Consider the following 25,049-nt stretch of genomic DNA (forward strand, 5'->3'; position numbering starts at 1 on the left):
CCTGACGAGCGCTGACGCGACATGTCGATTCCGGGTGATCAACCCTTCCAGCCCCCGCGAGATGCAGGCGCCAGCGCAGCCGTGTTCCGCATCCTGATCGTCGATGACGATCCGGCGCTGAGGCGCACCTTCCCGCACGTCCTGGCCAATGCCGGTCGCACGTTCGACGAGACCGGCAGCATCGCCGAGGCCATCGATCATCTCGAGCGCCAGCACTACGATCTGGTGCTGCTCGATTACCGCCTGCCCGACGCCACGGGTCTGGCGCTGCTCGACTGGCTGGTCGAACACCGCCGCGACGAGGCCGTCATCATCATCAGCGGCGAAGACGCCATCGACGCAGCCATCGGCGCACTGCGCCGCGGCGCCGATGACTACGTGCGCAAGCCCTACCACGTCGCGCAGTTGCAGCGCGCGGTCGACAGCGCCCTGCACAAGGCCGCCCTGGAGAAGGCCAACCGCGCCATGAGCCAGCGCCTGAAGGCCTCGGAACGCCTGCACCGCTACCTGGTGGAGAGTTCGCCTGACCTGATCTTCACGCTCGATTCGGAAGGCCGCTTCAGCTACATCAACCCGCGGGTCAAGGCACTACTCGGCTACGAACGAAACAACCTGATGCGGCGCCCCTTCACCACGCTGGTGATGCCGGAGGATGTCGAGCGCATCTGCACCCTGCTGGCGCAGCCGAGCTCGCTGCCAGGCGAGAGCTTCAGCGTCGAACTGCGCCTGCGACGCGACCGCAGCGCGACGCATGAGGACGACAGCGTGACCGTCTCGCTCACCGGCATCCCCATGCAGGCACAGGGCGCCGACCCACGCAAGGCGGGCCTCTATGGCGTGGCGCGCGACATCTCCGAGCGCAAGCGCGCCGAGGAAATCATCTCGTTCCAGGCCTATCACGACCAGCTCACGCATCTGCCGAACCGCGTGCTGTTCAAGGACCGGCTCGAGCTCGCGATCGCCCAGGCCCAGCGCCGCACCGGCGCGCTGGCCGTGATGTTCGTCGACATCGACCGCTTCAAGCTCGTCAACGACACCTACGGCCACGCCGAAGGCGACGCGCTGTTGCGCGCCATCGCCGCACGACTGTCGGCCACGCTGCGACGCGGCGACACGCTGGCGCGGCTCGGCGGCGACGAGTTCACGGTGCTGCTGCCCGACATCAACACGCCCGAAGACGCCGAAGTCATCGCCAGCAAGATCCTCGAGGCTCTGGCCGCGCCGATCATGCTCAGCCAGGGCGAATACCGCGCCACTGTCAGCGTCGGTATCTCGCTGTTTCCGCGCGACGGCGCCACCGCCGAGGACCTGACGCGGCATGCCGACATCGCGATGTACCAGGTCAAACGCTCGGGCAAGAACGCCTTCCGCTTCTTCGACCCCGCTCTGAACACGCATCACCGCGAGCGCATCACGCTCGAGAACGACCTGCGCAACGCCCTCGGCCGCGCGGAGTTCGAGCTGCACTACCAGCCCCAGGTCAGCCTCGCCCAGCGCCGGATCGTCGGCCTCGAGGCCCTGCTGCGCTGGAACCATCCGGTGCTCGGCAGCCTCGGACCATCCGGCTTCATCCAGGTCGCCGAGGAACTCGGCCTGATCGGCGAAATCAGCACCTGGGTGCTGGAACAGGCCTGCGCACAACTGGCGCAGTGGCGAACCGAAGGCCATGACGGACTGCGCATGTCGGTTAACCTGTCGCCTTTCGATTTCGACAAGCGCGACATCGTCAGCTCGGTCACCGAATGTCTCGAGCGGCACGACGTGCCGGCCTCGCAGATGGAGCTGGAGATCACCGAAAGCATGATGATGAACGACTCGGCCGGCGTCGCCGCGAAGGTGCGCGCCTTGCGCGCGGCCGGCGTCAGCGTCGCGATCGACGACTTTGGTACCGGCTACTCGGCGCTGGCCTACCTGCAGAAATTCCCGGTCAGCACGCTGAAGATCGACCGCAGCTTCGTGCGCGACCTTGAAGGGCCGATGACCAACCCGATCATCTCGGCCATCACCGGCATTGCGCGCGGTTTCGATCTCGACATCGTCGCCGAAGGCGTCGAGCAGGCGGAACAGGCCGAAGCGCTGCAGATGCTGGGCTGCGACATCATGCAGGGCTACTACTTTGCCCGCCCGGCGCCCGCAGCCGAAGTGCGTTCGTGGCTGCAGCAACCGTCCATGGTGTTCCCGGTGCATTGAATCGGATGTGATCGGTCCGGTGAACGAAAAAGGCCGACGCTATGTCGGCCTTCTTGTTCCGGGCCTGCCGTGCAGGCCCGATGCGCAGAATTACTTCTGCGCCAGGATCCACTCGACCAGCGCCTTGGCGTCGGCGTCGTTGACCTGCGGGTTGGGGGGCATCGGGATCTGACCCCAGGCGCCCACGCCACCCTTCTGCACCTTGGTCGCCAGCTTGGCGACGGCGTCGGCCTGGCCAGCGTACTTGGCAGCCACGTCCTTGTAGGCCGGGCCAACCAGCTTCTTGTCCACCGCGTGACAGGCCATGCAGTTCTTGGCCTTGGCCAGATCCGCACTGGCGAAAGCCGGAGCGCTCGAGAGAAGACCCGCGGCAACCGCGGCTGCGACGAACAGTTTCATATTGCTTTCCTCGTTGATGTGTTGGCCCATGCAAGGCAGAGCCGATGTTAAACCACCGATGATCATTTTCCCACTTGCGAACATGATCGGAAACACCTTTTTCGACCGAAAAATGGTGAAAAAAGTCATGGTTTTAACGCAAATCAAGAACGCGTCCCGACATCGCGCCGGTCATTGCCGGACCTCCATACGTTCGTCCGCGATCAATCCGGGACGGCTGGCCCGGAACGGGTTGATGTCAAGCCCGCCGCGCCGGGTGTAGCGTGCCCACACCGCAAGCTCACGCGGCTGGCAGCGCTCGAGCACGTCGCAGAACACACGTTCGACGCATTGCTCGTGAAACTCGTTGTGCTCGCGAAAGGACACGATGTAGCGCAGCAGGCCTTCGCGCGAGATGGCTTTCCCGGAATAGCGCACCACCACCATGCCCCAGTCGGGCTGACCAGTAACCAGACAGTTGGACTTGAGCAGGTGCGAATACAGCGTCTCGCTGACCTCCGCCCCGCCCGCCGTCAGCAGTTCGGGCGCGGGCTGGTAGGTATCGATGGCAACGTCGAGCGTGTCGAGGCAGACCCCGTCCGGATAGCCGAAGACGCGCTGCGGGCGCAGGGCGAGCGGCTCGACCTCGACGCCGACCTCCGCGCCTGCCGCCGCCGACAGGTCGCGCGCGATCATCACCTGCACCTCGGCCGCGTCGGCGCAGCGCTGCTGGTTGAAGGCGTTGAGGTAGAGCTTGAGCGATTTCGACTCGATCAGCCGCGGCGAGGACGCCGGCACACGGAAGCGCGCCAGCGCCACAACCGGCTTGCCGCGCGGGTCAAGCCAGGACAGCTCATAGGCGTTCCACAGGTCCTCGCCGACGAAGGGCAGCGCACCGGGTTTCAGGCCCAGCTCGTCGCGCTTCAGCTGGCGCTCGATCGGGAACAGCAGCTCGGGCGCGTAGGTGTCGCGGTAGGCGACCGGCTTGCCAAGCGGGGAGGATTCGGCGCCATGCAGGCGCGGGGTGTCGGTGCTCATCAGGACGATTTCGCAGGCAGGAGGTTGTCGAACAGAGCGTCAATATCGCAATAGGTTTCAACCGCGTCGGCCAAGCGGTCGAGATCGGCTTCGCGCCGGGCGGCGAGATCGACCCGATGGGCGTCAGTCAGCCCCGCCCAGGCCAGCAGCGCAGCCTGTGCGTCGGGCGAATCGAACAGGCCGTGCAGATAGGTGCCAAGGATCTGGCCGTCGTCCGACATTGCACCGTCCGCACGCAAACCCTCGTCCGACGCCAGCCACAGCGCCGGGCGCTGCAGCGCCGCACCGCGCGAAACGCCCATATGGATCTCGTAACCCTTGACCGCCACAGCCTCAGCGCCGAGCGCGGCATCGAGATGGCCGTAGGCGTTGACGAGCTGCTTCTCGGCCTCGAGCACCGTCTCCATGTCGAGCCAGCCGAGGCCGGCGCTCGCACCCGTGCCCCCCTCGAGCCCGAGCGGGTCGGCCAGGCTGCGGCCGAGCATCTGGAACCCACCGCAGATGCCGACCACCTTGCCGCCATAGCGCAGGTGGTGGCGGATCGCCTCCTCCCAGCCCTGTGCGCGCAACCAGGCCAGATCTGCCTGCACGCTCTTCGAGCCGGGCAGCACGATCAGGTCGGCAGGCGGAATCGGCTGGCCCGGCCCGACCCAGCGGAAATCGACCTGCGGATGCAGGCGCAGCGCATCGAGGTCGGTATGGTTGGAGATGCGCGGGTACACCGGCGCCACCACGCGCAGCGCGCCCTCGCCCGCCTTCACGTCGGCCGCGCCGTCGGCCAGCGCATCCTCGGCATCCAGGAACAGGCCATGGAGGTAAGGCAGCACGCCGAACACCTTGCACCCCGTGCGCGCCTCCAGCCAGTCCAGGCCCGACTGCAGCAGACCAATGTCGCCGCGGAAGCGGTTGATGATGAAGCCTTTCACCCGCGCCTGCTCGGACGGCGACAGCAAGTCGAGCGTGCCGACCAGATGGGCGAACACGCCGCCGCGGTCGATGTCCGCCACCAGCACCACCGGCACGTCGGCCGCTTCGGCGAAGCCCATGTTGGCGATGTCGCGGTCGCGCAGGTTGATCTCGGCCGGGCTACCCGCGCCTTCGACCAGCACCGCCTCGTACTGCGCGCACAGGCGATCCCAGCTCTGCATCACCGCCGCCATCGCGGTGGGTTTGTAGGCGTGGTAGTCCCGCGCCGACAGGCTGGCGACGGCTCGGCCGTGGATGATGACCTGGGCGCCGATGTCGCTCGAGGGCTTGAGCAGCACCGGGTTGAAGTCGGTGTGGGGCTCGACGCCGGCGGCAAGCGCCTGCAGCGCCTGTGCGCGACCGATCTCGCCGCCATCGACGGTCACGGCCGAGTTCAGTGCCATGTTCTGCGGCTTGAAGGGCGCCACACGCAGGCCGCGGCGGCGCAGTGCACGCGCCAGGCCGGCAACCAACGTGCTCTTGCCGGCATCTGAGGTGGTGCCCTGCACCATCAGGGTGATCGGAGGAGACATGGCGTAGAATCCGGGGTCCTCGGTTTGGGGGACGGATTATCGCCGATCGCGCGGCCGTAAGCGCGAACGCTGGAGACAGGCAGGCGCGCGAACCGGTCCAACAGTGGCACCCCACGCCCGCGCCGCCTTCGCGGCAGTGCAGCATCGCGTTTCGATTTCGACTCCTCCCGTTCATGTCCTTTGCCCTGATCCTCGTCGCCAAATTCGCCGCCGGCCTGCTGGCCGACCGCCTGTTCGGCGAGGTGCGCCGCTTCCATCCGCTGGTCGGCTTCGGCCGCTGGTCACGCTCGGTCGAAGACGCAGTGCGCCGCGTCGTCGGCGAGCATCGCCTCGCCGGCTTGCTGGCGTGGGCGCTCGCAGTGCTGCCGTGGGTGGGGCTGGCGCTGATGGCGAGGGCGGCGCATCCGCTGGCGCACTGGCCGGTGGATGTCGCCCTGCTTTACTTCAGCCTCGGCGGCCGCAGCCTGGCCGAGCACGCCGAAGCCGTCGCCACGCCGCTGGCCGCGGGCGATCTCTCCGCCGCGCGCGAGCGCGTGGGCTGGATCGTCAGCCGCGACACGCGCGAACTCGATCCTGCAGGCGTCGCCCGCGCCGGCACCGAATCGGTGCTGGAGAACGGCAACGACGCGGTGTTCGGCGCCCTGTTCTGGTTCCTGCTCGGCGGCGGCGCCGGTGCGCTGCTGTTCCGGCTGGCGAACACCCTGGACGCGATGTGGGGCTACCGCACACCGCGCTACCTGCGCTTCGGCTGGGCGGCCGCGCGCATCGACGACGTGCTCAACGCCCTGCCCGCGCGTCTGACCGCGCTGACCTACGCCCTGCTCGGCAACACCCGCCGTGCACTCGCCTGCTGGCGTTTGCAGGCGCCGGCCTGGGACAGCCCCAACGCCGGCCCGGTCATGGCTGCCGGCGCCGGCGCCCTCGGCGTGGCGCTGGGCGGCGGCGCGATCTACCACGGCCAGTGGGAGGAGCGGCCGCCGCTGGGCGAAGGACCGGCACCGGATGCCGGCTCGATCCGGGCCGCCATCGCGCTGGTGCGCCGCGGCGCGTTGCTGTGGCTGGCCGTCGCCACCAGCGTCGCGCTGATCCTGCACTTCACGGGACTACCTCATGCTTGAGCACGGCGGCCGCCTGCGCCGCGCGGCGCAACGCTACGGCATTCCGCTGGACGACTGGCTCGACCTGTCGACCGGCATCAATCCGCACGCCTACCCTGTGCCGGCGGTGCCCGCATCGGCCTGGCACCGCCTGCCCGAGGACGACGACGGGCTGGAGACTGCGGCCGCGGCCTACTATGGCAGCGCCGCGCTGCTGCCTGTCGCCGGCTCTCAACCCGCGATCCAGTCCCTGCCTTCGGTACTGCCCGGTGAACGCGTGAGCCTGCTGGCGCCGAGCTACGCGGAACATGCACATGCCTGGTGCGAGCGCCAGCCGCGCTTCTTCACGGCCGACACCGGCGCCGCGGAAGCCGCGGTGGACCAGAGCGACATCGTCGTGCTGGTGCAGCCCAACAACCCGACCGGTGCACATTTCGAGCGCACCCGGCTGCTCGACTGGCACGCCCGCCTCGCTGCCCGCGGCGGCTGGCTGGTGGTGGACGAAGCCTTCATCGACGACACGCCGGCGGCCAGCCTCGTCCCGCTCGCGGGCGCCGACGGACTGGTGGTGCTGCGCTCGCTGGGCAAGTTCTTCGGCCTGGCCGGCGCGCGGGTCGGCTTCGTCTTCGGTCCCCACGCCATGCGCACGCGGCTCGAGGAACGCCTCGGCCCATGGACGATCGGCGGGCCCGCACGGCACGTCGCGCGCGCGGCCCTGAACGATACCGTCTGGCAGGCAGCCATGCGCGAGCGGCTGGCCCACGAGGGCGAGCGCCTCGCGCAGGTGCTGAACGCCGCAGGACTCGGCACCGCAAGCGGACCTTCCCTGTTCAAATCGGTGCTGCGCGCCGACGCCGCGCAGCTGCACGACGCGCTGGCGCGACGCGGCATCCTCGTCCGCCTGTTCGAGCAGCCCGCTTCGCTGCGTTTCGGCCTGCCGGCTGACGATGCCGGCTGGGCGCGCCTGGAGCAGGCCCTGGCGGAATGCCTCAGGGAACAGTGAGACACGAGCGGGCAAGACTTTCGACGCCCGTCCCCGACAACCTCAACGGACTCCACGCAATGAACCGACCCTCACGCCATCTCGGTCCCGCCCGCAGCTTCGCCCTTTCCGCACTGTGCGTCGCAGCCGCCCTTTCGCAGACCGCAAACGCAGCCATCGAGCTCACCGACGACGCCGGCAACGCGGTGCGGCTGGAAGCGCCGGCCAAGCGTATCGTCAGCCTCGCGCCGCACATCACCGAGCTGCTCTTCGCCGCCGGCGCCGGACCCGCGGTCGTCGGCGTGGTGGCCTACAGCGACTACCCGCCGGAGGCGAAGGCGCTGCCCCAGGTGGGCGGCTACACGAAGGTGGACCTGGAGGCGGTGGCGGCACTACGCCCCGACCTCGTTGTCGCCTGGCGCAGCGGCAACCGCGATACGCACCTCGACCGCCTGCGTGCACTGGGCATCCCGGTGTTCATCAACGAGCCGCGCAGCCTGGACGACGTCGCCCGCAGCATGGAACAGATCGGCCAACTGGCCGGATCGGAAGGTACGGCGAACGAGGCTGCGCAGGCGTTCCGCGCGCGCCATGCGGCACTGGCCACGCGCTACCGCGAGCGCCCGCCGGTGCGCACCTTCTACCAGATCTGGGACCGGCCGCTGATGACCGTCAACGACGAACACCTGATCGCCGACGTCATCCGCCTGTGCGGCGGACGCAACGTCTTCGGCGAGCTAGGCACGCTGGCCCCGACCGTCGGCGTCGAGGCGGTGCTGGCGGCCAACCCGGAGGCCATCGTCGCCAGCGGCATGGGCGTCGCCCGCCCGGAATGGCTGGATCAGTGGAAGCGCTGGCCCGACCTCAGGGCCAATGCCGGCGGCAACCTGTTCTTCATCCCGCCCGACATCCTGCAGCGCCACACGCCGCGCATCCTGGAAGGCGCCACGCAATTGTGCGAGCAGCTCGAGACGGTGCGCGTGCGCCGTGGCGACGCGCCTGCACCGGCCGGACAGTAAGGCAGGGCCCACCACCGCGGCCCCAACGCCGGATGCCGTCCCGTCGACGGACGCATCCGGCACGATCGATCAGTTTTCGTTAATATTCTGCGCACTCGCTCCATACCGCAGCAGGAGACTCCGATGCGCACACCCACCCCGCTCCCGCCCCCGACCACGATCTCGCGCAGGCGCTTCCTGCAGATGGGGCTTGCCGGCGCGGCCGGCGTCGGCCTGACTGCGAACTGGGCCGACCTGTCGGCCTTCGCCGCCGACCTGCATGACTTCATCCGCGGCCCGGCCGTGCCCGACATCGCGCCCCAGCGCCTGTCCGAGCACGTGTGGATGATCTGGTCCAAGGACGGCTTTCCCACCCCCGAGAACCAGGGGATGATGAGCAACATCACCTTCGTCGTGACGCAGAAAGGCGTGGTGATGCTGGACCCCGGCGGCTCGGTGCAGATCGGTGAGATGGCGCTGCGCATGATCCGCACCGTCACCGACAAGCCGGTGGTGGCGATCTTCAACACCCACTACCACGGCGACCACTGGCTCGCGAACCACGCCTTCGAGGATGCCTTCGGCAAGGACCTGCCGATCTACGCTCATCCGGTGACGAAGAAGGAAATCGAAGGCGTGCAGGGCAGCATGTGGCACAGCCTGATGGAACGATGGACCAACCAGGCCACCGCGGGCACGCGCATCGTCGCCCCCAACCACACGGTCGAGCACGGCGCGAGCTTCGACTATGGCGACGTCACGCTGCGCATCCATCACTACGGTGTCGCCCACACGCCGGGCGACATCTGCATCGAGGTGGTCGAGGACGCGCTGACCCACGTCGGCGACATCGCCATGGACCGTCGCATCGCCAACATGGACGACGGTTCCTACGTCGGCACCTTCCGCTTCTACGACGCGCTGGAGAAGAGTGCACCATCGAAGATCTGGGTGCCGGGACACGGCCACGCCAGCGCCGAGGTGCTGAAGTGGAATCGAGAGTTGTTCGAGGGCATCTACGAGAACTGCGTGAAGGCCGTCGAGGACGGGCGCGACATGGCGAGCGCGCGCGGGGCCGTGCTCAAGGACCCACGCGTGGCCGGCAAGGCGTCGGACACGGCAGGCTTCGACTCGAACATCGGCAAGTACGTCAGCCTCGCCTACCTCGAGGCGGAGAAGGAAGCCTTCTGACCCCTGGCGGGGCTCAGTCCTCGCGCACCATCTCGTAGCGCGCGCGATTGCGGCGCTGCCGGCGATTCTCGCGCGCCATGCGCCACCAGGCGCGATCGAACACCCAGGCCAGGCTCGGCAGCAGCGGCGCCAGGTAGCGTTCAGCCGCCGAGACGACCTCACCCTCGGGCACGCGACAACGCACGCCGAGTGCGCTGAGGCGCTGGTGCAGCGAAGGATGGAGGGCGAAGCGCTCGCCGCCGGCCTCTTCCAGCGCGACTGCATGCTCGGACACCGTGCGCGTGAAGCCGGCCTGCACGCCGAGTGCGAGGTCGCGATACGGGCGCAGCCGCGGCCGACGACGGCGGGAACCGTGCGCATCGACATGGGGCCAGAAGTCGCGCTCCAGAAAGCGCGCCTTGAGTCCCACTTCGACCAGGGCATCCCCCATCAGGCCATGACCGACAAGGCTCGCCGCCAGCGCATCGGCCTCGAACTCCTCGATTCGCGCAAGGCGCAGCATCGTGATGCAGTAGCGCTGCGTCATCCGTTCGAGCGGCGCGTCGAACCAGGGGAAGCGATCGACGGCACGATCGATCGTACGCACCCACCACGCCCGCAGATGCGCGCCGACTCCACCCCAACCCTGCCGCTGCGCGGCCAGGTGGGCCAGCTCGTGAGCCAGGACTGCGCCGAACTGCGCCGGCGACAGGCTGTGAACCAGCGGAAGTCCGATCATCAGGCAGGTCTGCAGCGGCCCGACACAACCCCAGCGCGGCCGCTGCGCGACATGGGCGTTCATGTGGTCGGTGACGAACACATGGCGCACCGGGTCGATGCCCAGGCGCGCGGCCGTGTCGTCGAGCAGGGCGAACAGATCCTCGGCCGCCCTGCGCGGCAGGCGGATTCCCTCGGGCCGAGGCGGCGCACTCAACAGCACCCCCCCGAGCGCACACGTCGCGAGCCCCGCCAGCACGGCCAGCAAGCTCCAGAGGCCGGAAACGACGGGGTCTCCGGCATTGATGGCGGCCCAACTGCTGCCCAGGGCATGAAGCGTCAAGGCCGCAAATGCCGCCGTCAGTGCAGCGAAGGCGCCCAAGCCGGCCAACGCACCCAAGGTCAATTGCCGGGCGAGCCTGAATCGCAGCGCAAAGAGCCTTCGGGGACGGACGGAGAGGGACATGAATGACGCCTTCAGAGCGAATTTGTAACTATACGTCAGTTGAGCTTGGGTCCGGTATCGACCGTGACATGGCGACTCCCCACGACGAGCGGTCGGCCGACGTGCGCTGCATTGCACAAAATGCTCGCTTCCCCCGCAGCAAGCCTCTATAGTGCCGGTTCGCCGCGAGTTGACCGATCGATCGCGGCAGTTCCCCCAACGATCCGGCGGCACCCTGCCACGGATCTCTCCCGCCAGTCCGGATTGGTGTCGCCACGAAGCGCGACGGCCTGGCGCCGGAAACCACTGAATGAATTCCCAAGTCACTTTCGCCAGCCTCGGGCTGGCAGAACCCATCCTGCGCGCCATCGGCGAGGCGGGCTACACGCACCCCACCCCCATCCAGGCCCAGGCCATCCCGCAGGTGCTCGCGGGCGGCGACCTGCTCGCCGCGGCCCAGACCGGCACTGGCAAGACCGCCGGCTTCACGCTGCCGCTGCTGCACATCCTGTCGCAGACCCACGCCCACCCGCATCCGCCGGGCCGCCCGCGCTGCCTGATCCTGACGCCGACGCGCGAACTCGCCGCCCAGGTCGAGGAGTCGGTGCAGACCTACGGCAAGCACCTGCCGCTGAGCTCGCTGGTGATGTTCGGCGGCGTCAACATCAACCCGCAGATCAGCGCACTGAAGAAGCGTGTCGACATCCTCGTCGCGACCCCTGGCCGCCTGCTCGACCACGTCGGCCAGCGCACGCTGGATTTGTCCGGCGTCGAGATCCTCGTGCTGGACGAAGCCGACCGCATGCTCGACATGGGCTTCATCCGCGACATCCGCAAGGTGCTCGCGCTGCTCCCGAAGAAGCGCCAGAACCTGCTGTTCTCGGCCACCTTCTCGGACGAGATCCGCGAGCTGGCACATGGCCTGCTGCACAACCCCGGCACGGTCGAAGTGGCGCCGCGCAACACCACCGCCGAACGCGTCGACCAGGCCGTCTACATGGTCGGCCAGAAGCACAAGCGCGAACTGCTCGCCCACCTGATCAAGGAAAAGCAGTGGTTCCAGGCGCTGGTGTTCACCCGCACCAAGCATGGTGCCAACAAGCTGGCCGAGTACCTCAGCAAGCACGACATCCCGGCGGCGGCGATCCACGGCAACAAGAGCCAGGCCGCGCGCACGCGCGCGCTGTCGCAGTTCAAGGACGGCTCGCTGCCGGTGCTGGTCGCTACCGACATCGCCGCTCGCGGTCTGGACATCGACCAGTTGCCGCAGGTCGTGAACTTCGAGTTGCCCAACGTGCCCGAGGACTACGTGCACCGCATCGGCCGCACCGGTCGCGCCGGAGCCGCAGGCAACGCGATCTCGCTGGTCGATAACGAAGAGGCGAAGCTGCTGACCGCCATCGAACGCCTGATCAAGCGCCGCATCGACCGCGCGGTGGCCGAGGACTTCGTTCCCAGCGCCGGCGCCGAAGCGGCGCACGACGCCGATCACCAGCGTGAGCCCATGCCGCGCCGCGGCGGCGGTCGTGCAGGCCAGGGCCGAGCCAGCGAGCGGCCGTCGACCGGCGGACGCAACACCGGCGCTGGCAAGCCTGGCGGCCGCGCACCGCAACGCCCGCGCGGCGAGGTCGATGGCAATCGCGCCCCCGCCCAGACCCAGCGCCGCGAGGTGGATGGCAACCGGATCACGCCGTCCCGCCCCGAGGTGGACGGCAACCGCGGCGCCCAGCAGCGTCGCCCCGAAGCGGACGGCAACCGCCGTCCCGGTGCCAGCCAAGCGCACCAGGGCCGCGACCGTCGCCCTGCGCCGCGCGCCGCGCTGTTCTCCGCCAAGCCGGGGGACGGCAACCGCTGAGCGGAGCCGGCTGGACCTGCCCCGCTCACCTTGGGGAAGGGCGCCACGCCGCCAGGTCGACAACGCTGGCGAAGCGCGTGAGTAAATGATTACACTGGATTTCGGCCGGGGTCGCGCGCGAGCGTGGCACCGGCCGAGCCATGTGCCGGGCTTGCTTGCTCGGCCTTTCCGATCCAGTGCAGCTCGCGGGCCCTACCCGACATGACGCAAGACGGCGACGACCTTCTCGATTTCCTCGACGATGCTCCGGGCTCGGCGCCCGCCCCTCGAAACGGTCGCCCGCCCTGGAAGGTGCTGGTCGTAGACGACGACCCCGATGTGCATGAGAGCACCGCCTTCGCCCTGCGCGGACTCGAGATCGAGGGCCGTGCGCTGCACTTGCTGCATGCCAGTTCGGGCACCGGGTGCATCGCCACGCTGCGCAGCGAGGAAGACGTCGCCGTCGTGCTGCTGGACGTGGTCATGGAGCAAAGCGACGCCGGGCTCATCACCGTCGGACGCATCCGCGACGAACTCGGCCTGCACCACACCCGCATCATCCTGCGCACCGGCCAGCCCGGCCAAGCGCCCGAGATCGACACGATCCGCCGCTACGACATCAACGACTACAAGACCAAGAGCGAGCTCACCCGCCACAAGCTGTTCACGACGCTGACAACGGCGATCCGCTCGTACGCACAGCTCTGCCGACTCGAAGAGAGCCGGCGCGGTCTGGAACAGATCGTCGTCGCCAGCTACGACCTGATGGCACGCGACGGCCTGGCCGGCTTTGCCGCCGGTGTCATCACGCAGATCGCCGGTCTGCTCGGCATTCCCTCGGAAGGCTTGGTGTGCGCGAGCCTGACCGACCCCGCGGCCGACATCTCGCCCGAGCACCTGCTCATCATCGCGGCGGCGGGCTGCTTCAGCCACCTCGTCCAGCACCCGGTGTCGGAGATCCAGGACCCGGAGATCGTCGCCAACCTGACGCAGGCCTTGCGCGAGCAGCGCAACCTGGTCACCCAGCGCAGCGTCACGCTGTGCTTCAACGGCCGCGAGGGTAGCCGCTTCGCTGCCTTTGTCGATTCGCCCGAACCGCTGGGCGAGGTCGACCGCCGCCTGCTCGAGGTGTTCTGCACCAACATCTCGCTCTGCGCCGACAACGTCGAACTGGTCGCCCGCCTGCGCGATACCGCCTTCGTCGACGCACTGCTGGGCCTGCCCAACCGCTCGGCGCTGATCCAGCGCCTTGACGATCTCATCCACGGTGGCTGCATTGCCGAGCACACCCTGGTGCTGATCGACGTCGACCAGTTTGCCGAGACGAACGACATGTTCGGCAACGTGTACGGCGACCGCCTGCTCGCCGCCATCTGTGATCGCCTGCGCAGCGCGCTGCCCGCCGACTGCCTGATCGCCCGCATCGCCAGCGATACCTTCGCGGTGCTGGGCCGTGCGGCAATGGTCGATGGCGCCGCCCTGTGCCCACTGTTCGAGCATCCGTTCGATGTCGAAGGCATCGAACGCCTGGTCTCGGTGAGCATGGGGTTCGCCCGCGGCGAAGGGCGCAGCCGGCACGGAATGGAGGTGCTGAACAACGCCTCCATCGCCCTCAAGCGTGCCAAGGCGCTCGGTCAGGGCGCGCAGCAGTGGTATTCACACGACATCGGCGAGGAAAGTCGCGCCCACATCCGACTGCTGCATGGCTTGCACCAGGCATTCGAGCGGAACCAGCTTTTTCTCGCCTTCCAGCCGCAGGTGTCGCTTGAGTCCGGCCGCGCTGTGGGGGTCGAGGCCCTGCTGCGCTGGCGTCGCGAAGACGGCAGCTTCGTACCACCCGACCAGTTCATCCCGGTTGCCGAGCGCTCGGGCCTGATCGTCGCACTCGGCACCTGGGTGCTGCAGACGGCGCTGGCAGCGCGGGCACGCCTTGCCGAGGCGGGACATGGCGATGTGCGCATGGCGATCAACGTGTCGCCCGTGCAGTTGCGCGATCCGGCCTATCTCGAGGCACTCGACGCCCTGCTGGCGCGCAGCCCGATCGCACCGGGCCGGCTCGAGTTCGAGATCACCGAATCGGTCGCAGTCATGGGCGTCGCACGCGCGTCGGGCCTGCTCGCCGGCATCAAGGCGCGCGGCATCGAGCTGGCGATCGACGACTTCGGCACCGGCTTCTCGTCGCTGTCGTACCTGGACAAGCTGCCCGTCGACCGGCTCAAAATCGACCGCAGCTTCGTCGGCCAGCTCGACAGCGCCGACTCGGGCGGCCGCATCGCCGAGATGATCGTCCCCCTCGGCCAATGCCTGGGCATGGGCGTCGTCGCCGAAGGCGTGGAGACGCCTGAGCAGGCCGAGCGCCTGCGAGCCCTGGGGTGCAAGGAAGTGCAGGGCTACCTCTACGCCCGCCCGATGCCGTTCGAGGAGCTGCTCGGCTGGCTTCAAACCCGCAAGGAGATGCACGCATGAGGCTGCGCACGCTACTGACCGCCCTGCTTGCGCTGCTGCTGGCCGCCTGCGGTGCCGACGAACCAATCCGCATCGCCTTCATCGGCGGCCTGTCCGAGCGCACGAACGACACAGGCGAGTCCGGTCGCAACGCGCTGATCCTCGCCATCGAGCAGCGCAACGCTGCAGGCGGCATCAACAGCCGCCCGCTCGAGCTCGTGGTCGGTGACGATGGCCAGGACCCCGACACGGCACGCAAGGCGATGAGCGAACTGCTCGCGGCGAAGCCGGAGGTCGTCGTCGGCCCCTACACCAGTTCGATGGCCGCCGCGGTCCTGCCGCTGGCCGACAGTGCCGGGGTTGTGCTGCTCAGCCCGGTGATCACGGCGCTCGACTTTGCCGGCAAGGACGACATGCTGATCCGGCTTAACCGGACCACGCGCGATAACGCCCGCGACTACGCCCGGGTCCTGCTGGCGCGCGGCCAGAAGCGCCTCGCCGTCGCCTACGACGTGCGCAACCGCGCCTTCACCGAATCCTGGCTTGCCGAGCTGGCAGCCGCCTATGAGGGCCAGGGCGGAGAGCTGGTCGCAAGGGTCGAGTTCACCTCGGCGGCCAACACGCCGTTTGGCGAGGTCGCCGAACGGCTTCAGGCGCCTTCTCCGGATGGCATCCTGTTCATCGCGGCAGCGGTCGACGTCGCCCGGCTTGCGCAGCAAGTGCGCAAGCTCTCGGCCGATACGCCGCTGAGCGCAGTCGAATGGGCCTCCACGGAACAGCTGCTGGAGTTGGGTGGCCGCGCGGTCGAAGGCATGCTGCTCGCCCAGTCGCACAACCGGGAGGACACCAGCCCCCGCTTCGTGGCCTTCCGCGACGCCTTCCGCGCACGCTTCCAGCGCGAGCCCGGCTACAGTGCCATCGCTACCTACGATGCGGCGATCGTGCTGTTCGATGCCCTGGCGAAGCGCGGCAGGGGCCAGCCGCTCAAGCAGGCGATCCTCGACAACGCCCCCTACCCCGGCCTGCAGCACGAGATCCGCTTCGACCGCTTCGGCGACAGCTACCGCGACATCTTCTTCGCCGAAATCCGCGACGGCCGCTTCGAACTGGTGCGCTGATGGCCGCGCGCGAGTGGAAGCTGCGCAGCTTCATTGTCGCGATCATGATCGTGACGACGCTGATCACGGTCTTCCTGGTCAGCGCGGCGGTACTGCTGCTGCGCATCCCGGTGATCGAGGCCGAGAACCAGCGCGAGGTGCAGCTGCATGCCAACGAGTACGCGGCCCACGTGCAGGTTCTGCTGGGCGGGATCGAGTCGCGGCTCGATGTCCTCGCCAACACCCATGCGCGGCTCTCCCCTTCGCAGTTCGAGGCGCTGCTCGAACAGATGGCACAGGGCACACGCGGCATCCACGCCCTGTATCTGGTCGCACGCGACGGCACGGTCGTGGCCGCCGGGCTGGGCGACAACGTCGAAATCTTCCGCGGGGACATCCTCGGTAGCGATCTTTCAGCCACGCCCTTGTTCCGGCGCGTCATCGACCGGGGACAGCGCCAGTGGAGCGACACCTATCTGTCCGCGCTGTCGGGCAACCTGACCGTCGGCCTGGCCACGCCAGCGGGCCCCAACCACGTGCTGATCGGCGAAGTCCCGCTCGCCAGCGTGCTCGACACCGTGAAGATGCTCGCACGCAAGTACGCGCCGCCTCTATGGGTGCTCGACAGCAGGGGCGAGGTCATGATCGAGACCGGCAACGGTCCGCGGGCAGGGCGTTCCAACCTGAAGGGGCTTCCGATCCTGCAAGCGGCCGGTGACGGGGAAGCACGCACCGCAGACCTCGAGTTCGGCGGCAAACGCTATCACGCCGGCGTGGCTTATTCGGAAGCGCTGCACTGGCACTTCGTCACCACGACGCCGGCGGGCCTGGACAACCCCCGCGTGCTCAGCACGGTGCTGATCGTGATCGGGGCCTTCGGTGTCGCGATTCTCGTCAGCATCTTCCTGTCGCCCACCTGGGCGCAGCAACTGGCGGCTCCCCTCGACCGCATTGTCGCCCAGGCCCGCGAAACGGCGCAGGGCGGCAACGGACGCTGGCCGCGAGGCCGCATTGCCGAGCTCAACGCCCTGTCTGCCGACCTCGAATCCATGGCCGGCGCGCTGCGCGAGCTGAACGTCGAACTGGAACACCGGGTGGAGAAGCGCACGCAGGCGCTGGCCGAGAGCAACGAATCGCTGTCGAATACCCTCGCCCGCCTCGAGCAGGCCCAGCACGAACTCGTGCGCGCGGAGAAGATGGCCGCGCTCGGTGGCCTCGTCGCCGGCGTGGCGCACGAGCTCAATACGCCGATCGGCAACGGCCTGATGGCGGTCAGCACCCTGAGCGACCAGGCGCGCGAGTTCCGCCGCACCATGCAGGAGGGACTGCGTCGCTCCGACCTCGAGCATCTGCTCGGCAGCGTCGAGCAGGCCACCGACATCGCCGCACGCAATCTGAGCCGTGCGGCCGACCTGGTGACGAGCTTCAAGCAGGTCGCGGTGGACCAGGCCAGCTCGCAACGCCGGCGCTTCGAGCTCGCCGAGGTGGTCGGAGAAATCGCAGTCACGCTCGGCCCGTCCCTGAAGCGCACGCCCTACGTGCTGACGACGAACGTGCCCGCGGGGCTGGCGCTCGACAGCTACCCTGGCCCGCTCGGCCAGACGCTCGCAAACCTGATCAACAATGCCCTGCTTCACGCCTTCGACGGCCGCGACGCGGGCCACGTCCACATCGCCGCACGCCTGGCGGACGACGGCATGATCGAAGTGGACGTGACGGACGACGGCAAAGGCATCCCGGCCGGGCTGATCGGACGCATCTTCGACCCCTTCGTCACCACGCGCATGGGACGCGGCGGCACCGGCCTGGGCTTGCATATCGCCTACAACGCAGTGACCCACGTGCTGGGCGGCTCGCTGCAGGTCGATAGCGCCGAAGGCCAGGGCGCACACTTCCGGCTGCGACTGCCTGCCGTCGCGCCGGCCGCGGCGGCAGGCGACATCCACGAAGTCTAGGCGCACCGCCATACGCACCGGTATGGTGCACGCTATAATCCGGGCGATACCAAACCGAGAAACCGCGCCCGGAGACAGCATGAGCACGCCGGAATCCCTGTACCAGCAAAAACGCATGACCGCCCCGGATGCGGTTTCCATGATCCGCGACGGCGACACCGTCGTCGTACCCACCGGCGTCGGCGAGCCGCCCGCGCTGTTGCATGCCCTGTCCGACCGCCGCCACGCGCTGCGCGACGTGGCGGTGAGCCAGATCCTGCCGCTGCGCAAGTTCGCCTACCTCGATCCGGAGACACGCGCCAACGTCCGCCACGACGCCTACTTCTTCGGCGGCGCCACCCGGGCCGGTGGCCAGGCGGGCTGGGTGGACTACGTCCCCGCCTACTTCTCCGAACTGCCGATGCTGATCGACCGCGGCCTGTCGCCCGCCGACGTCGTCGTGTCGATGGCCTCGCCGATGGACGAGCACGGCTACTTCAGCCTGTCGCTGGCGCCCGACTACACCATGGCAGCGATCCGTCGCGCGCGCGTGGTGGTACTGGAGGTGAATCCGAACGTGCCCTTCGCCAACGGCGACTGCCACATCCACATATCGCAGGTCGCCGGCCTGGTCGAGAGCGACGAACCGCTGTTCGAAGTCGGCCTGCCGCAGATCGGCGCAGTGCAGGAAGCCATCGGCAAGTACGTCGCCGACCTCATCGACGACGGCGCCACGCTGCAGATCGGCTACGGCGGCATCCCGGACGCGGTGGTGATGCAGTTGCAGCACAAGCGCGACCTCGGCATCCACACCGAAATGATCGGCGACGGCATCCTGTCGCTGATCGAATCCGGCGCGGTCACCAACCGCCGCAAGACTTTCATGCCGGGCAAGACGGTCGCCACCTTCGCGCTCGGCTCGAACCGCCTGTACCGCAAGCTGCATCGCAACCCGGCGATCGAGATGCATCCGGTGGATTTCACCAACGATCCCTGGATCGCCGCGCGCAACGACAAGCTGTGCGCCATCAACGCCACGCTGCAGATCGACCTGCTCGGCCAGTGCGGCTCGGAGAGCCTGGGCCACGTCCCCTACTCGGGCACCGGCGGCCAGGTGGATTTCGTGCGCGCCGCCAACCGCTCGAACGGCGGCAAGGCCTTCATCGTGCTGCCGTCGACGGCCAAGGACGGGACCGTGTCGCGCATCGCGCCGGTGCTATCGCCGGGCACCCATGTCACCACCAGCAAGAACGACATCAACTACGTCGTCACCGAGTACGGTGTCGCCCAGCTGCGCGGCAAGACCGCCAAGCAGCGCGCCGAAGCACTGATCGGCATCGCCCACCCGGATTTCCGTGGCGAACTGCGCGAGGCGGCGAAGCGCCTGAACCTCGCCTGACGCCGCCGAGGGCATGCACCACCTTGGAGCAGGACGCGGGCCGCGCTAGAATCCAATCCCCTTGTCCCGCTTCACCCGGCCACCTTCCTGACCGGGACATCTCGTGCCCTCCCTGCTTGACTGGCTGAAGACCTTCTGGCCGGCGCCGCTGCCGGTCAGCCTGCGCGAACGTACCTTGAGCGGGATCGGCGCGCTCCTCGGCCTGCTGGCCACGGAGATCGTGAGCAGCAGCGTCCTGGGCGCGTCCGTCCCGTGGTTCGTCGCACCAATGGGTGCCTCGGCCGTGCTGCTGTTCGCCGTGCCCGCCAGCCCGCTCGCACAGCCCTGGTCCATCGTCGGCGGCAACCTGCTGTCGGCGCTGACCGGGGTCGCCTGCGCCCGCTGGATCGACGACCCGGCGCTGGCCGCGGCGCTCGCCGCCGGCCTCGCCATCGTCCTGATGTTCCAGCTCCGCTGCCTGCATCCGCCTGGCGGCGCGGTGGCGCTGACCGCCGTGATCGGGGGCCCGGAAGTCGAGGCGCTGGGCTTCGGGTTCGCGCTCGTGCCCGTCCTGCTCAACTCGCTGTTGCTGCTGTTGATCGCACTGCTGTTCAACGCCGCCATGCGCCGGCGCTACCCGCAGCGGATCGCGGAAAAGCCCGCGGCCCGCACCCACCACACCGCCGACAGGCCACCGAGCGACCGGCTGGGCGTTCGCCCCGACGACCTGCAGGCGGTGCTCGAGGAGCGCGGCGAGATGATCGACATCAGCCGCGCCGACCTCGAGGAGATCCTGCTCGCCGCCGAACGGCGCGCCTGGCGTCGGCGCTTCGGCGACATGCGCTGCGCCGACGTGATGTCACGCGACGTCGTCACGATCACACCCGACGCCACGCTCGAGGTCGCCTGGTCGCAGCTCGCTCATCATCGCGTAGAGGCGCTGCCCGTGGTGCAGGCGGGCGAACGGCTGGTCGGCATCATCACCCTGCACGACTTCCTCATCGCGCAGGACATGCCGTGGCGGACGGTGGGCGAGGTGATGACGCAGGATGTGTTCTGCGCCAGCCCCGACAGGGCGATCGTCGAACTGGTCCCGGTCTTCTCGGACCGCGGCCTGCATCAGGTACCGATCGTCGAGGCGGACCGGCGCGTCGTCGGCATACTGACGCAGTCCGATCTCGTCGCCGCGCTGTTCCAGGCGGGGCTCGACCAGGCGCTCGCGGGCCGCTAGCGCCACGGGCGCGTGCAGCCCGCGGGGGCCTCAGAGGATGACCGTGATCTCCTCGCGTCGCACCAGTTCGGCGCCAAAGTCGAGCGCATCCAGCGCCAGGGCGTCGCGCGCGGTGACGACGCCGAGCGGACGCTTGTTGGCATCCACCACCGGAACGTGGCGCACACCGTTCTCGTACATCAGGTGCAGGGCGTGGCCGAAGGGCTTGTCCTCGGTCAGCGTCTGCGGGTTGTGGGTCATGACGGCGCCGACCGTCGTGGTCTCGGGATCGAGACCTGCGGCCAGCACGCGGAAGGTGGCATCGCGCTCGGTGAAGATGCCGGTCAGCACACCATGCTCGACGATCAGTGCGGCACTGCGCTCCTGCGCGTTCATGAGACGGGTGACGGCACTGACCGGCATTTCGGCCGGTACGCAGACGAAGGGGCGGTCGGCAAGGATCTGGTGGATCGGACGGCTGGGCATGATCTGTCTCCTGATGCTTATTGTGGAAAGGCACGGAAAGCCAAGCTTCAATCGTGCCAACTTGAACGCACTTGCCGAAGATCGGAAAGTCGCGCCCAAGCCACTGTTTTATCTCATCTTTCTTTCAGTTCGATGACCATGCCGAAGTGCTGCATCGCAGCATCCGGGGCTGCGCACGCACCCTCGCCGTGCATCCGCCCGCGGCGGCGCCCCGCGCCGGTGCGTGGCCGGGCTCAGGCCGACGGCGGACGCTGCCCCATCGCCTCGCCCAGGCGCACCGGACGCGCCGCCGCCCAGTCGGACGCGAAACGCATCGTGCCCTTCGGGAACAGCATCACCACGGTGGAACCGAGCAGGAAGCGCCCCATCTCCTCGCCCTGGCGCAACGCGACCTCGCCGGCCGCGTAGGCGTGCTTCTCGATGTCGGACTGGCGCGGCGGATTGACCACGCCATGCCAGGTCGTCGCCATGCTGCCGACGATGGTGGCGCCGACCAGCACCATCACGAAGGGGCCGGCCTCCCCCTCGAACACGCACACCACGCGCTCGTTGCGCGCGAACAGGCCGGGCACGCCGCGCGCGGTGGCCGGATTCACCGAGAACAGCTCGCCGGGCACGTAGATCATCTGCGTCAGGCGACCATCGCAGGGCATGTGGATGCGGTGGTAGTCGCGCGGACTGAGGTAGAGGGTGGCGAACTCGCCATCCTCGAACTGCGCGGCCAGGCTGCGGTCGCCGCCGATTAGCGTGGTGGTGGTGTAGAAGTGACCCTTGGCCTGAAAGATCTGGTCGCGTTCGATCGGACCGAACTGGCTGATCGCGCCGTCGACCGGGCACAGGTAGTCAGCCTCGGCGAAGGGCCGTACGCCTTCGCGCAGCGGGCGGGTGAAGAATTCGTTGAAGGTCGGGTAGCTGGCCGGGTCGGGGTTTGCCGCCTCGTCCATGTTGACGCCGTAGCGCCTGATGAACCAGCGGATCACCGCGGTCGTCGCCTTGCCGCCCTGCAGGCCGGCAAGCTTCCCGGCGAACTGGGTCAGCAGGTGCTTGGGAAGCGCGTATTGCAGGGCGACGGTAAGGCGTTCGGACACGGCGTGATCCAGCGGAAATGAGGACGGCGAATTATAGCGCCATCATCCGACCCGCCCCGGGCGAGGACGGTTCCCGCACGGCCGCGGGAGCCGTGGCCGCCGTTCAGGCCAGCAGCAGCGAGGCAGCGATCCCCCACAGCATCAGGGCCACCAGCGCGTCGAGCACGCGCCACGCAACCGGTCTGGCGAACAGCGGCACCAGCAGGCGGGCGCCATAGCCGAGCGCCACAAACCACACGACAGACGCCGTGATCGCGCCCGCGGCGAACAGCGGGCGCAGGTCCTCGGCCTGCTGGCTGCCGACCGAGCCGAGCAGCACCACCGTGTCCAGGTAGGCATGCGGATTGAGCAGACTGAAGCCGGCCGCCGCGAGCAGCGCCTGGCCGCGCGACATGCGCGCGTGTTCGGCGAAATCCATTGCCCGGCCGCCACGCAAGGCGGAGCGCAGCGCACGCGTGCCGTACCACAGCAGGAAGGCCGCGCCGCCATAGCGCGCCGTCGCCATGAGGTCCGGGCTGGCGACGAACAGGCTGCCCAGGCCGGCGATGCCGAGCGTGATCAGCAGCATGTCGCACAGCGCCGACACGCACACCGTCAGCAGCACATGCTCGCCGCGCAGTCCCTGGCGCAGCACGTGGGCGTTCTGCGCCCCGATCGCCATGATCAGGCCCAGCGTCAGCAGGAATCCGTTGAAGTAGACGTGGCTCATGATGCATTCCGTTGTTGTTATGGCCGGCCGCCTGCAGCGACGGCGCGGCAGGTCGGAATGCTAGGCCCGGAGGCGCTGGCGATTAAGTAGAATCGATTTAATTCTATTCACTCCATTTTTTCTTATGATCGACCACCGCCTGATCGCCTTCGAGGCGGTCCTGCAGGAAGGGAGCTTCGAGCGCGCCGCGCGCCGGCTGGCGCTGACGCAGTCCGCCATCTCGCAGCGCGTGAAGCTGCTCGAGGCCGAGCTTGGCCAGGTGCTGCTGGTGCGCAGCAAGCCGGTACGGCCAACGCCGGCGGGTCGTCGCCTGCTGCCCTATCTGGCCCAGCTGCGACTGATGGAGAGCGAGGCGCGCCGCGCGCTTGCGCCGCGCCAGGCGCACGGCCCGCTGCGGCTCGCGGTCGGGGTCAATGCGGATTCGCTGGCCACCTGGTTCATCGGCGCGGTCGCCGAGGTCGTGAAGGAGGAAGACCTGGTGCTTGATTGCGTGGTCGACGACCAGGACCACACCCACGCACTGCTGGCCGATGGCGAGGTGCTCGGCTGCGTGTCCACCCGCCCCGACCCGATCCGCGGCTGTGCCGCCGAGCGCCTGGGCGTGATGCCCTATCTGTGCGCCGGCTCGCCCGAATTCCGCGCGCGCTGGTTTCCGCACGGCCTCACCCGCAGCGCACTGGCGAAAGCGCCGGCGATCGTCTTCGGCCGTCACGACGACATGCACGACGCCTTCCTGCGCCGCCACTTCGGGCTCGACGCCGGCCAGTATCCGCACCACGTCGTGCCCTCGTCCGAGGGCTTCATGGCCTTCGCGGTGGCCGGGTTGGGCTACGGCTTCATTCCCGAGGTCCAGGCGCGCGAACACCTGGCGCGCGGCGAGCTGGTGGACCTGACGCCCGAGCGCGAGGACGTGGTGCTGTACTGGCATCACTGGCAGGTGCAGTCGCCGGTGATGGCGCGGCTGGCAAAGGCGATCGGCGAGGCGGCCGGACGGGCGCTCACAGGCTGAACGCCGCACCTGCGCGCTCGTGCGCTCAGGCGGCGCCGAACAGCGCGGCTACCGCCGCCGGCTTCGACGGGAACCAGAAATGCACGTAGGACGCGGTGATCGACCCGAGGCGATACACCGCCTCGCCCTCACTGCCGTCGGTGCCCTGCGCATGCAGCCAGGGCGCTAGCGGTGTCTCGGTCCTGGAGTAATGGAAGGTGTGGCCGGTCATGCGCCCTTGCGGCAGGTCGACCGCCTGCATGCCCAGCGCCGCGAGCCGCTTCTGCATCACCGCGCGACCGGGCAGCAGGCCGCCGAAGGCGTGTTCGACGCCAGCCTTGTCGACAATGCTCTGCAGCAGGCTCATCAGCCCGCCGCACTCTGCCAGCAGCGGCTTGCCCGCAGCGACATGGGCGCGCAGGTCGTGCCAGAAGCGCGTGTTCGCGGCCAGCGCTTCGCCATGGAGTTCGGGGTAGCCACCCGGCAGCCACACAGCATCACAGGTCGCAGGCAGGGTGTCGCCGGCCAGCGGCGAGAAGAAGGCGAGTTCGGCCCCAAGCGCCTGCAAGGTATCGAGGTTGGCCGGGTAGATGAAGCCGTAGGCCGCATCGCGCGCGACCGCGACCCGCTTGCCGGCCAGCAGCGGCGGAACGGCCGGCGCCGGCACGGCGGGAAACTCGACCGCGGGCGGCAACTCGGCTGCCCCGGTCTGCAGCAGATGGTCCGCCAGGCGGTCGAGACGCTCGCCCAGGTCGGCGATCTCCTCGGCCTGCATCAGCCCCAGGTGGCGCTCGGGCAACGCGGCATCGGCGTCGCGCATCACCGCGCCGAACCAGCGCATGCCGTCCGGCAGCGCTGCGCGCAGCATGTCGGCGTGGCGCGCGCTGCCCACGTGGTTGGCGAGGACGCCGGCAAACGGCAGGCCGGGCTGGTAGTGTGCCAGCCCGTAGGCCACGGCACCGAAGGTCTGCGCCATCGCCCGCGCATCGATCACCGCCATCACCGGGATGCCGAAACGGCGCGCGATGTCGGCGCCCGAGGGCGCACCGTCGTACAGGCCCATGACCCCCTCGACCAGGATCAGGTCGGACTCGCACGCGGCCGCATGCAGGCGCCAGGCGATGTCCTCCTCGCCGCACATGCCGAGGTCGACGTTATGCACCGGCGCGCCACTCGCCACCGCATGGATCTGCGGATCGAGGAAATCCGGCCCGCACTTGAACACCCGCACCCGGCGTCCGAGCCGAGTGTGCAGGCGCGCGAGCGCGGCGGTGATGGTGGTCTTGCCCTGGCCGGACGCGGGCGCGGCGACAAACAGCGCGGGGCAGCGCACGGCGTTCATGGGCGGGGCTGACGGGGTGTTCGA

Annotated in this window: 20 protein-coding genes; 12 read left to right on the top strand and 8 right to left on the bottom strand. The window is 68.7% G+C overall.

The genetic code is table 11. The annotated features are described in order from the left end of the window. The first annotated feature begins 21 nt into the window (after positions 1–21). Positions 22–2,190 carry an EAL domain-containing response regulator gene (locus CGK74_RS00490; RefSeq protein ID WP_094266453.1) on the top strand — a complete coding sequence of 723 codons (2,169 nt, stop codon included), beginning with the start codon at positions 22–24 and terminating at the stop codon, positions 2,188–2,190. A 90-nt stretch (positions 2,191–2,280) separates the two neighbouring features. Here CGK74_RS00490 and CGK74_RS00495 read toward each other — a convergent pair whose 3' ends face one another. From CGK74_RS00495 to CGK74_RS00505, 3 genes are all read right to left on the bottom strand, one after another. Continuing rightward, complete coding sequence (locus tag CGK74_RS00495) at positions 2,281–2,589, bottom strand: c-type cytochrome (protein WP_094266738.1); 309 nt, start codon at positions 2,587–2,589, stop codon at positions 2,281–2,283. Between the two features lie 171 nt (positions 2,590–2,760). Further along, positions 2,761–3,606, bottom strand: a complete 846-nt coding sequence (gene queF / locus CGK74_RS00500; RefSeq protein ID WP_094266455.1) for an NADPH-dependent 7-cyano-7-deazaguanine reductase QueF — start codon at positions 3,604–3,606, stop codon at positions 2,761–2,763. After that, positions 3,606–5,105, bottom strand: a complete 1,500-nt coding sequence (locus tag CGK74_RS00505) for a cobyric acid synthase (protein ID WP_094266457.1) — start codon at positions 5,103–5,105, stop codon at positions 3,606–3,608. Before CGK74_RS00505 ends, queF begins: the two co-directional genes overlap by 1 nt. Positions 5,106–5,278: 173 nt before the next feature. On the opposite strand from CGK74_RS00505, the gene cbiB reads away from it, so the two are divergent. The 4 genes from cbiB (at position 5,279) to CGK74_RS00525 (ending at position 9,373) form a co-directional block, all read left to right on the top strand. Further along, positions 5,279–6,223 carry an adenosylcobinamide-phosphate synthase CbiB gene (gene cbiB, locus CGK74_RS00510; RefSeq protein ID WP_094266459.1) on the top strand — a complete coding sequence of 315 codons (945 nt, stop codon included), beginning with the start codon at positions 5,279–5,281 and terminating at the stop codon, positions 6,221–6,223. After that, positions 6,216–7,205: a threonine-phosphate decarboxylase CobD gene (cobD, locus tag CGK74_RS00515; protein WP_094266461.1), complete on the top strand. Its 990-nt coding sequence runs from the start codon at positions 6,216–6,218 to the stop codon at positions 7,203–7,205. Before cbiB ends, cobD begins: the two co-directional genes overlap by 8 nt. Before the next feature lie 59 nt (positions 7,206–7,264). Beyond that, positions 7,265–8,203 (top strand): cobalamin-binding protein, encoded by a 939-nt coding sequence (locus CGK74_RS00520; RefSeq protein ID WP_094266463.1) that lies wholly within the window; start codon positions 7,265–7,267, stop codon positions 8,201–8,203. Positions 8,204–8,326: 123 nt separating this feature from the next. Further along, complete coding sequence (locus CGK74_RS00525; RefSeq protein WP_094266465.1) at positions 8,327–9,373, top strand: MBL fold metallo-hydrolase; 1,047 nt, start codon at positions 8,327–8,329, stop codon at positions 9,371–9,373. 13 nt (positions 9,374–9,386) lie between these two features. Here the strand turns inward: CGK74_RS00525 and CGK74_RS00530 are convergent, their stop codons facing one another. Continuing rightward, positions 9,387–10,412 (bottom strand): M48 family metallopeptidase, encoded by a 1,026-nt coding sequence (locus CGK74_RS00530; protein ID WP_240498581.1) that lies wholly within the window; start codon positions 10,410–10,412, stop codon positions 9,387–9,389. 412 nt (positions 10,413–10,824) lie between these two features. Here CGK74_RS00530 and CGK74_RS00535 point away from each other — a divergent pair, with 412 nt between their 5' ends. The 6 genes from CGK74_RS00535 to CGK74_RS00560 all read left to right on the top strand — a co-directional run bounded on the left by CGK74_RS00535 (position 10,825) and on the right by CGK74_RS00560 (position 20,433). Further along, positions 10,825–12,369 (top strand): DEAD/DEAH box helicase, encoded by a 1,545-nt coding sequence (locus CGK74_RS00535; protein WP_094266468.1) that lies wholly within the window; start codon positions 10,825–10,827, stop codon positions 12,367–12,369. Between the two features lie 201 nt (positions 12,370–12,570). Continuing rightward, complete coding sequence (locus tag CGK74_RS00540; RefSeq protein ID WP_094266470.1) at positions 12,571–14,814, top strand: putative bifunctional diguanylate cyclase/phosphodiesterase; 2,244 nt, start codon at positions 12,571–12,573, stop codon at positions 14,812–14,814. Further along, positions 14,811–15,911: an ABC transporter substrate-binding protein gene (locus tag CGK74_RS00545; RefSeq protein ID WP_094266472.1), complete on the top strand. Its 1,101-nt coding sequence runs from the start codon at positions 14,811–14,813 to the stop codon at positions 15,909–15,911. Before CGK74_RS00540 ends, CGK74_RS00545 begins: the two co-directional genes overlap by 4 nt. Further along, positions 15,911–17,845, top strand: a complete 1,935-nt coding sequence (locus CGK74_RS00550) for a sensor histidine kinase (protein WP_094266474.1) — start codon at positions 15,911–15,913, stop codon at positions 17,843–17,845. Before CGK74_RS00545 ends, CGK74_RS00550 begins: the two co-directional genes overlap by 1 nt. Before the next feature lie 79 nt (positions 17,846–17,924). After that, positions 17,925–19,223, top strand: coding sequence for an acetyl-CoA hydrolase/transferase family protein (locus CGK74_RS00555; RefSeq protein ID WP_094266476.1), 1,299 nt, complete (start codon positions 17,925–17,927; stop codon positions 19,221–19,223). A gap of 103 nt (positions 19,224–19,326) precedes the next feature. Then, positions 19,327–20,433: an HPP family protein gene (locus tag CGK74_RS00560; protein ID WP_094266478.1), complete on the top strand. Its 1,107-nt coding sequence runs from the start codon at positions 19,327–19,329 to the stop codon at positions 20,431–20,433. A 30-nt stretch (positions 20,434–20,463) separates the two neighbouring features. Here CGK74_RS00560 and CGK74_RS00565 read toward each other — a convergent pair whose 3' ends face one another. From CGK74_RS00565 to CGK74_RS00575, 3 genes are all read right to left on the bottom strand, one after another. Continuing rightward, positions 20,464–20,898 carry a CBS domain-containing protein gene (locus CGK74_RS00565; RefSeq protein WP_094266480.1) on the bottom strand — a complete coding sequence of 145 codons (435 nt, stop codon included), beginning with the start codon at positions 20,896–20,898 and terminating at the stop codon, positions 20,464–20,466. 233 nt (positions 20,899–21,131) lie between these two features. Further along, positions 21,132–21,986 (bottom strand): archaetidylserine decarboxylase, encoded by an 855-nt coding sequence (gene asd, locus CGK74_RS00570; protein WP_094266482.1) that lies wholly within the window; start codon positions 21,984–21,986, stop codon positions 21,132–21,134. A gap of 103 nt (positions 21,987–22,089) precedes the next feature. After that, the gene (locus tag CGK74_RS00575; RefSeq protein WP_094266484.1) at positions 22,090–22,695 is read right to left on the bottom strand and encodes a LysE/ArgO family amino acid transporter; all 606 of its coding nucleotides are present in this window, start codon (positions 22,693–22,695) and stop codon (positions 22,090–22,092) included. 124 nt (positions 22,696–22,819) lie between these two features. Between CGK74_RS00575 and CGK74_RS00580 the strand changes: the two genes are divergently transcribed. Then, on the top strand, positions 22,820–23,704 hold the full coding sequence (locus CGK74_RS00580; protein WP_094266486.1) for a LysR family transcriptional regulator ArgP: 885 nt from the start codon (positions 22,820–22,822) through the stop codon (positions 23,702–23,704). A gap of 25 nt (positions 23,705–23,729) precedes the next feature. Here CGK74_RS00580 and CGK74_RS00585 read toward each other — a convergent pair whose 3' ends face one another. Continuing rightward, a complete protein-coding gene (locus tag CGK74_RS00585; RefSeq protein ID WP_094266488.1) occupies positions 23,730–25,025 on the bottom strand; it encodes a cobyrinic acid a,c-diamide synthase CobB in 1,296 nt (431 codons plus the stop codon). Between the last annotated feature and the right edge of the window lie 24 nt (positions 25,026–25,049).

This window comes from Thauera propionica, from assembly GCF_002245655.1.
Classification (GTDB): domain Bacteria; phylum Pseudomonadota; class Gammaproteobacteria; order Burkholderiales; family Rhodocyclaceae; genus Thauera; species Thauera propionica.

What these genes read in the sequence shown, in the direction of transcription:
- CGK74_RS00490 (WP_094266453.1), top strand. Translation starts at nt 22, where the DNA reads ATGTCGATTCCGGGTGATCAACCCTTCCAGCCCCCGCGAGATGCAGGC.
- CGK74_RS00505 (WP_094266457.1), bottom strand. Translation starts at nt 5,105, where the DNA reads ATGTCTCCTCCGATCACCCTGATGGTGCAGGGCACCACCTCAGATGCC.
- CGK74_RS00525 (WP_094266465.1), top strand. Translation starts at nt 8,327, where the DNA reads ATGCGCACACCCACCCCGCTCCCGCCCCCGACCACGATCTCGCGCAGG.
- CGK74_RS00535 (WP_094266468.1), top strand. Translation starts at nt 10,825, where the DNA reads ATGAATTCCCAAGTCACTTTCGCCAGCCTCGGGCTGGCAGAACCCATC.
- CGK74_RS00565 (WP_094266480.1), bottom strand. Translation starts at nt 20,898, where the DNA reads ATGCCCAGCCGTCCGATCCACCAGATCCTTGCCGACCGCCCCTTCGTC.
- CGK74_RS00555 (WP_094266476.1), top strand. Translation starts at nt 17,925, where the DNA reads ATGAGCACGCCGGAATCCCTGTACCAGCAAAAACGCATGACCGCCCCG.
- CGK74_RS00575 (WP_094266484.1), bottom strand. Translation starts at nt 22,695, where the DNA reads ATGAGCCACGTCTACTTCAACGGATTCCTGCTGACGCTGGGCCTGATC.
- cbiB (WP_094266459.1), top strand. Translation starts at nt 5,279, where the DNA reads ATGTCCTTTGCCCTGATCCTCGTCGCCAAATTCGCCGCCGGCCTGCTG.
- CGK74_RS00580 (WP_094266486.1), top strand. Translation starts at nt 22,820, where the DNA reads ATGATCGACCACCGCCTGATCGCCTTCGAGGCGGTCCTGCAGGAAGGG.
- CGK74_RS00545 (WP_094266472.1), top strand. Translation starts at nt 14,811, where the DNA reads ATGAGGCTGCGCACGCTACTGACCGCCCTGCTTGCGCTGCTGCTGGCC.
- cobD (WP_094266461.1), top strand. Translation starts at nt 6,216, where the DNA reads ATGCTTGAGCACGGCGGCCGCCTGCGCCGCGCGGCGCAACGCTACGGC.
- CGK74_RS00585 (WP_094266488.1), bottom strand. Translation starts at nt 25,025, where the DNA reads ATGAACGCCGTGCGCTGCCCCGCGCTGTTTGTCGCCGCGCCCGCGTCC.
- CGK74_RS00520 (WP_094266463.1), top strand. Translation starts at nt 7,265, where the DNA reads ATGAACCGACCCTCACGCCATCTCGGTCCCGCCCGCAGCTTCGCCCTT.
- CGK74_RS00495 (WP_094266738.1), bottom strand. Translation starts at nt 2,589, where the DNA reads ATGAAACTGTTCGTCGCAGCCGCGGTTGCCGCGGGTCTTCTCTCGAGC.
- queF (WP_094266455.1), bottom strand. Translation starts at nt 3,606, where the DNA reads ATGAGCACCGACACCCCGCGCCTGCATGGCGCCGAATCCTCCCCGCTT.
- CGK74_RS00540 (WP_094266470.1), top strand. Translation starts at nt 12,571, where the DNA reads ATGACGCAAGACGGCGACGACCTTCTCGATTTCCTCGACGATGCTCCG.
- CGK74_RS00550 (WP_094266474.1), top strand. Translation starts at nt 15,911, where the DNA reads ATGGCCGCGCGCGAGTGGAAGCTGCGCAGCTTCATTGTCGCGATCATG.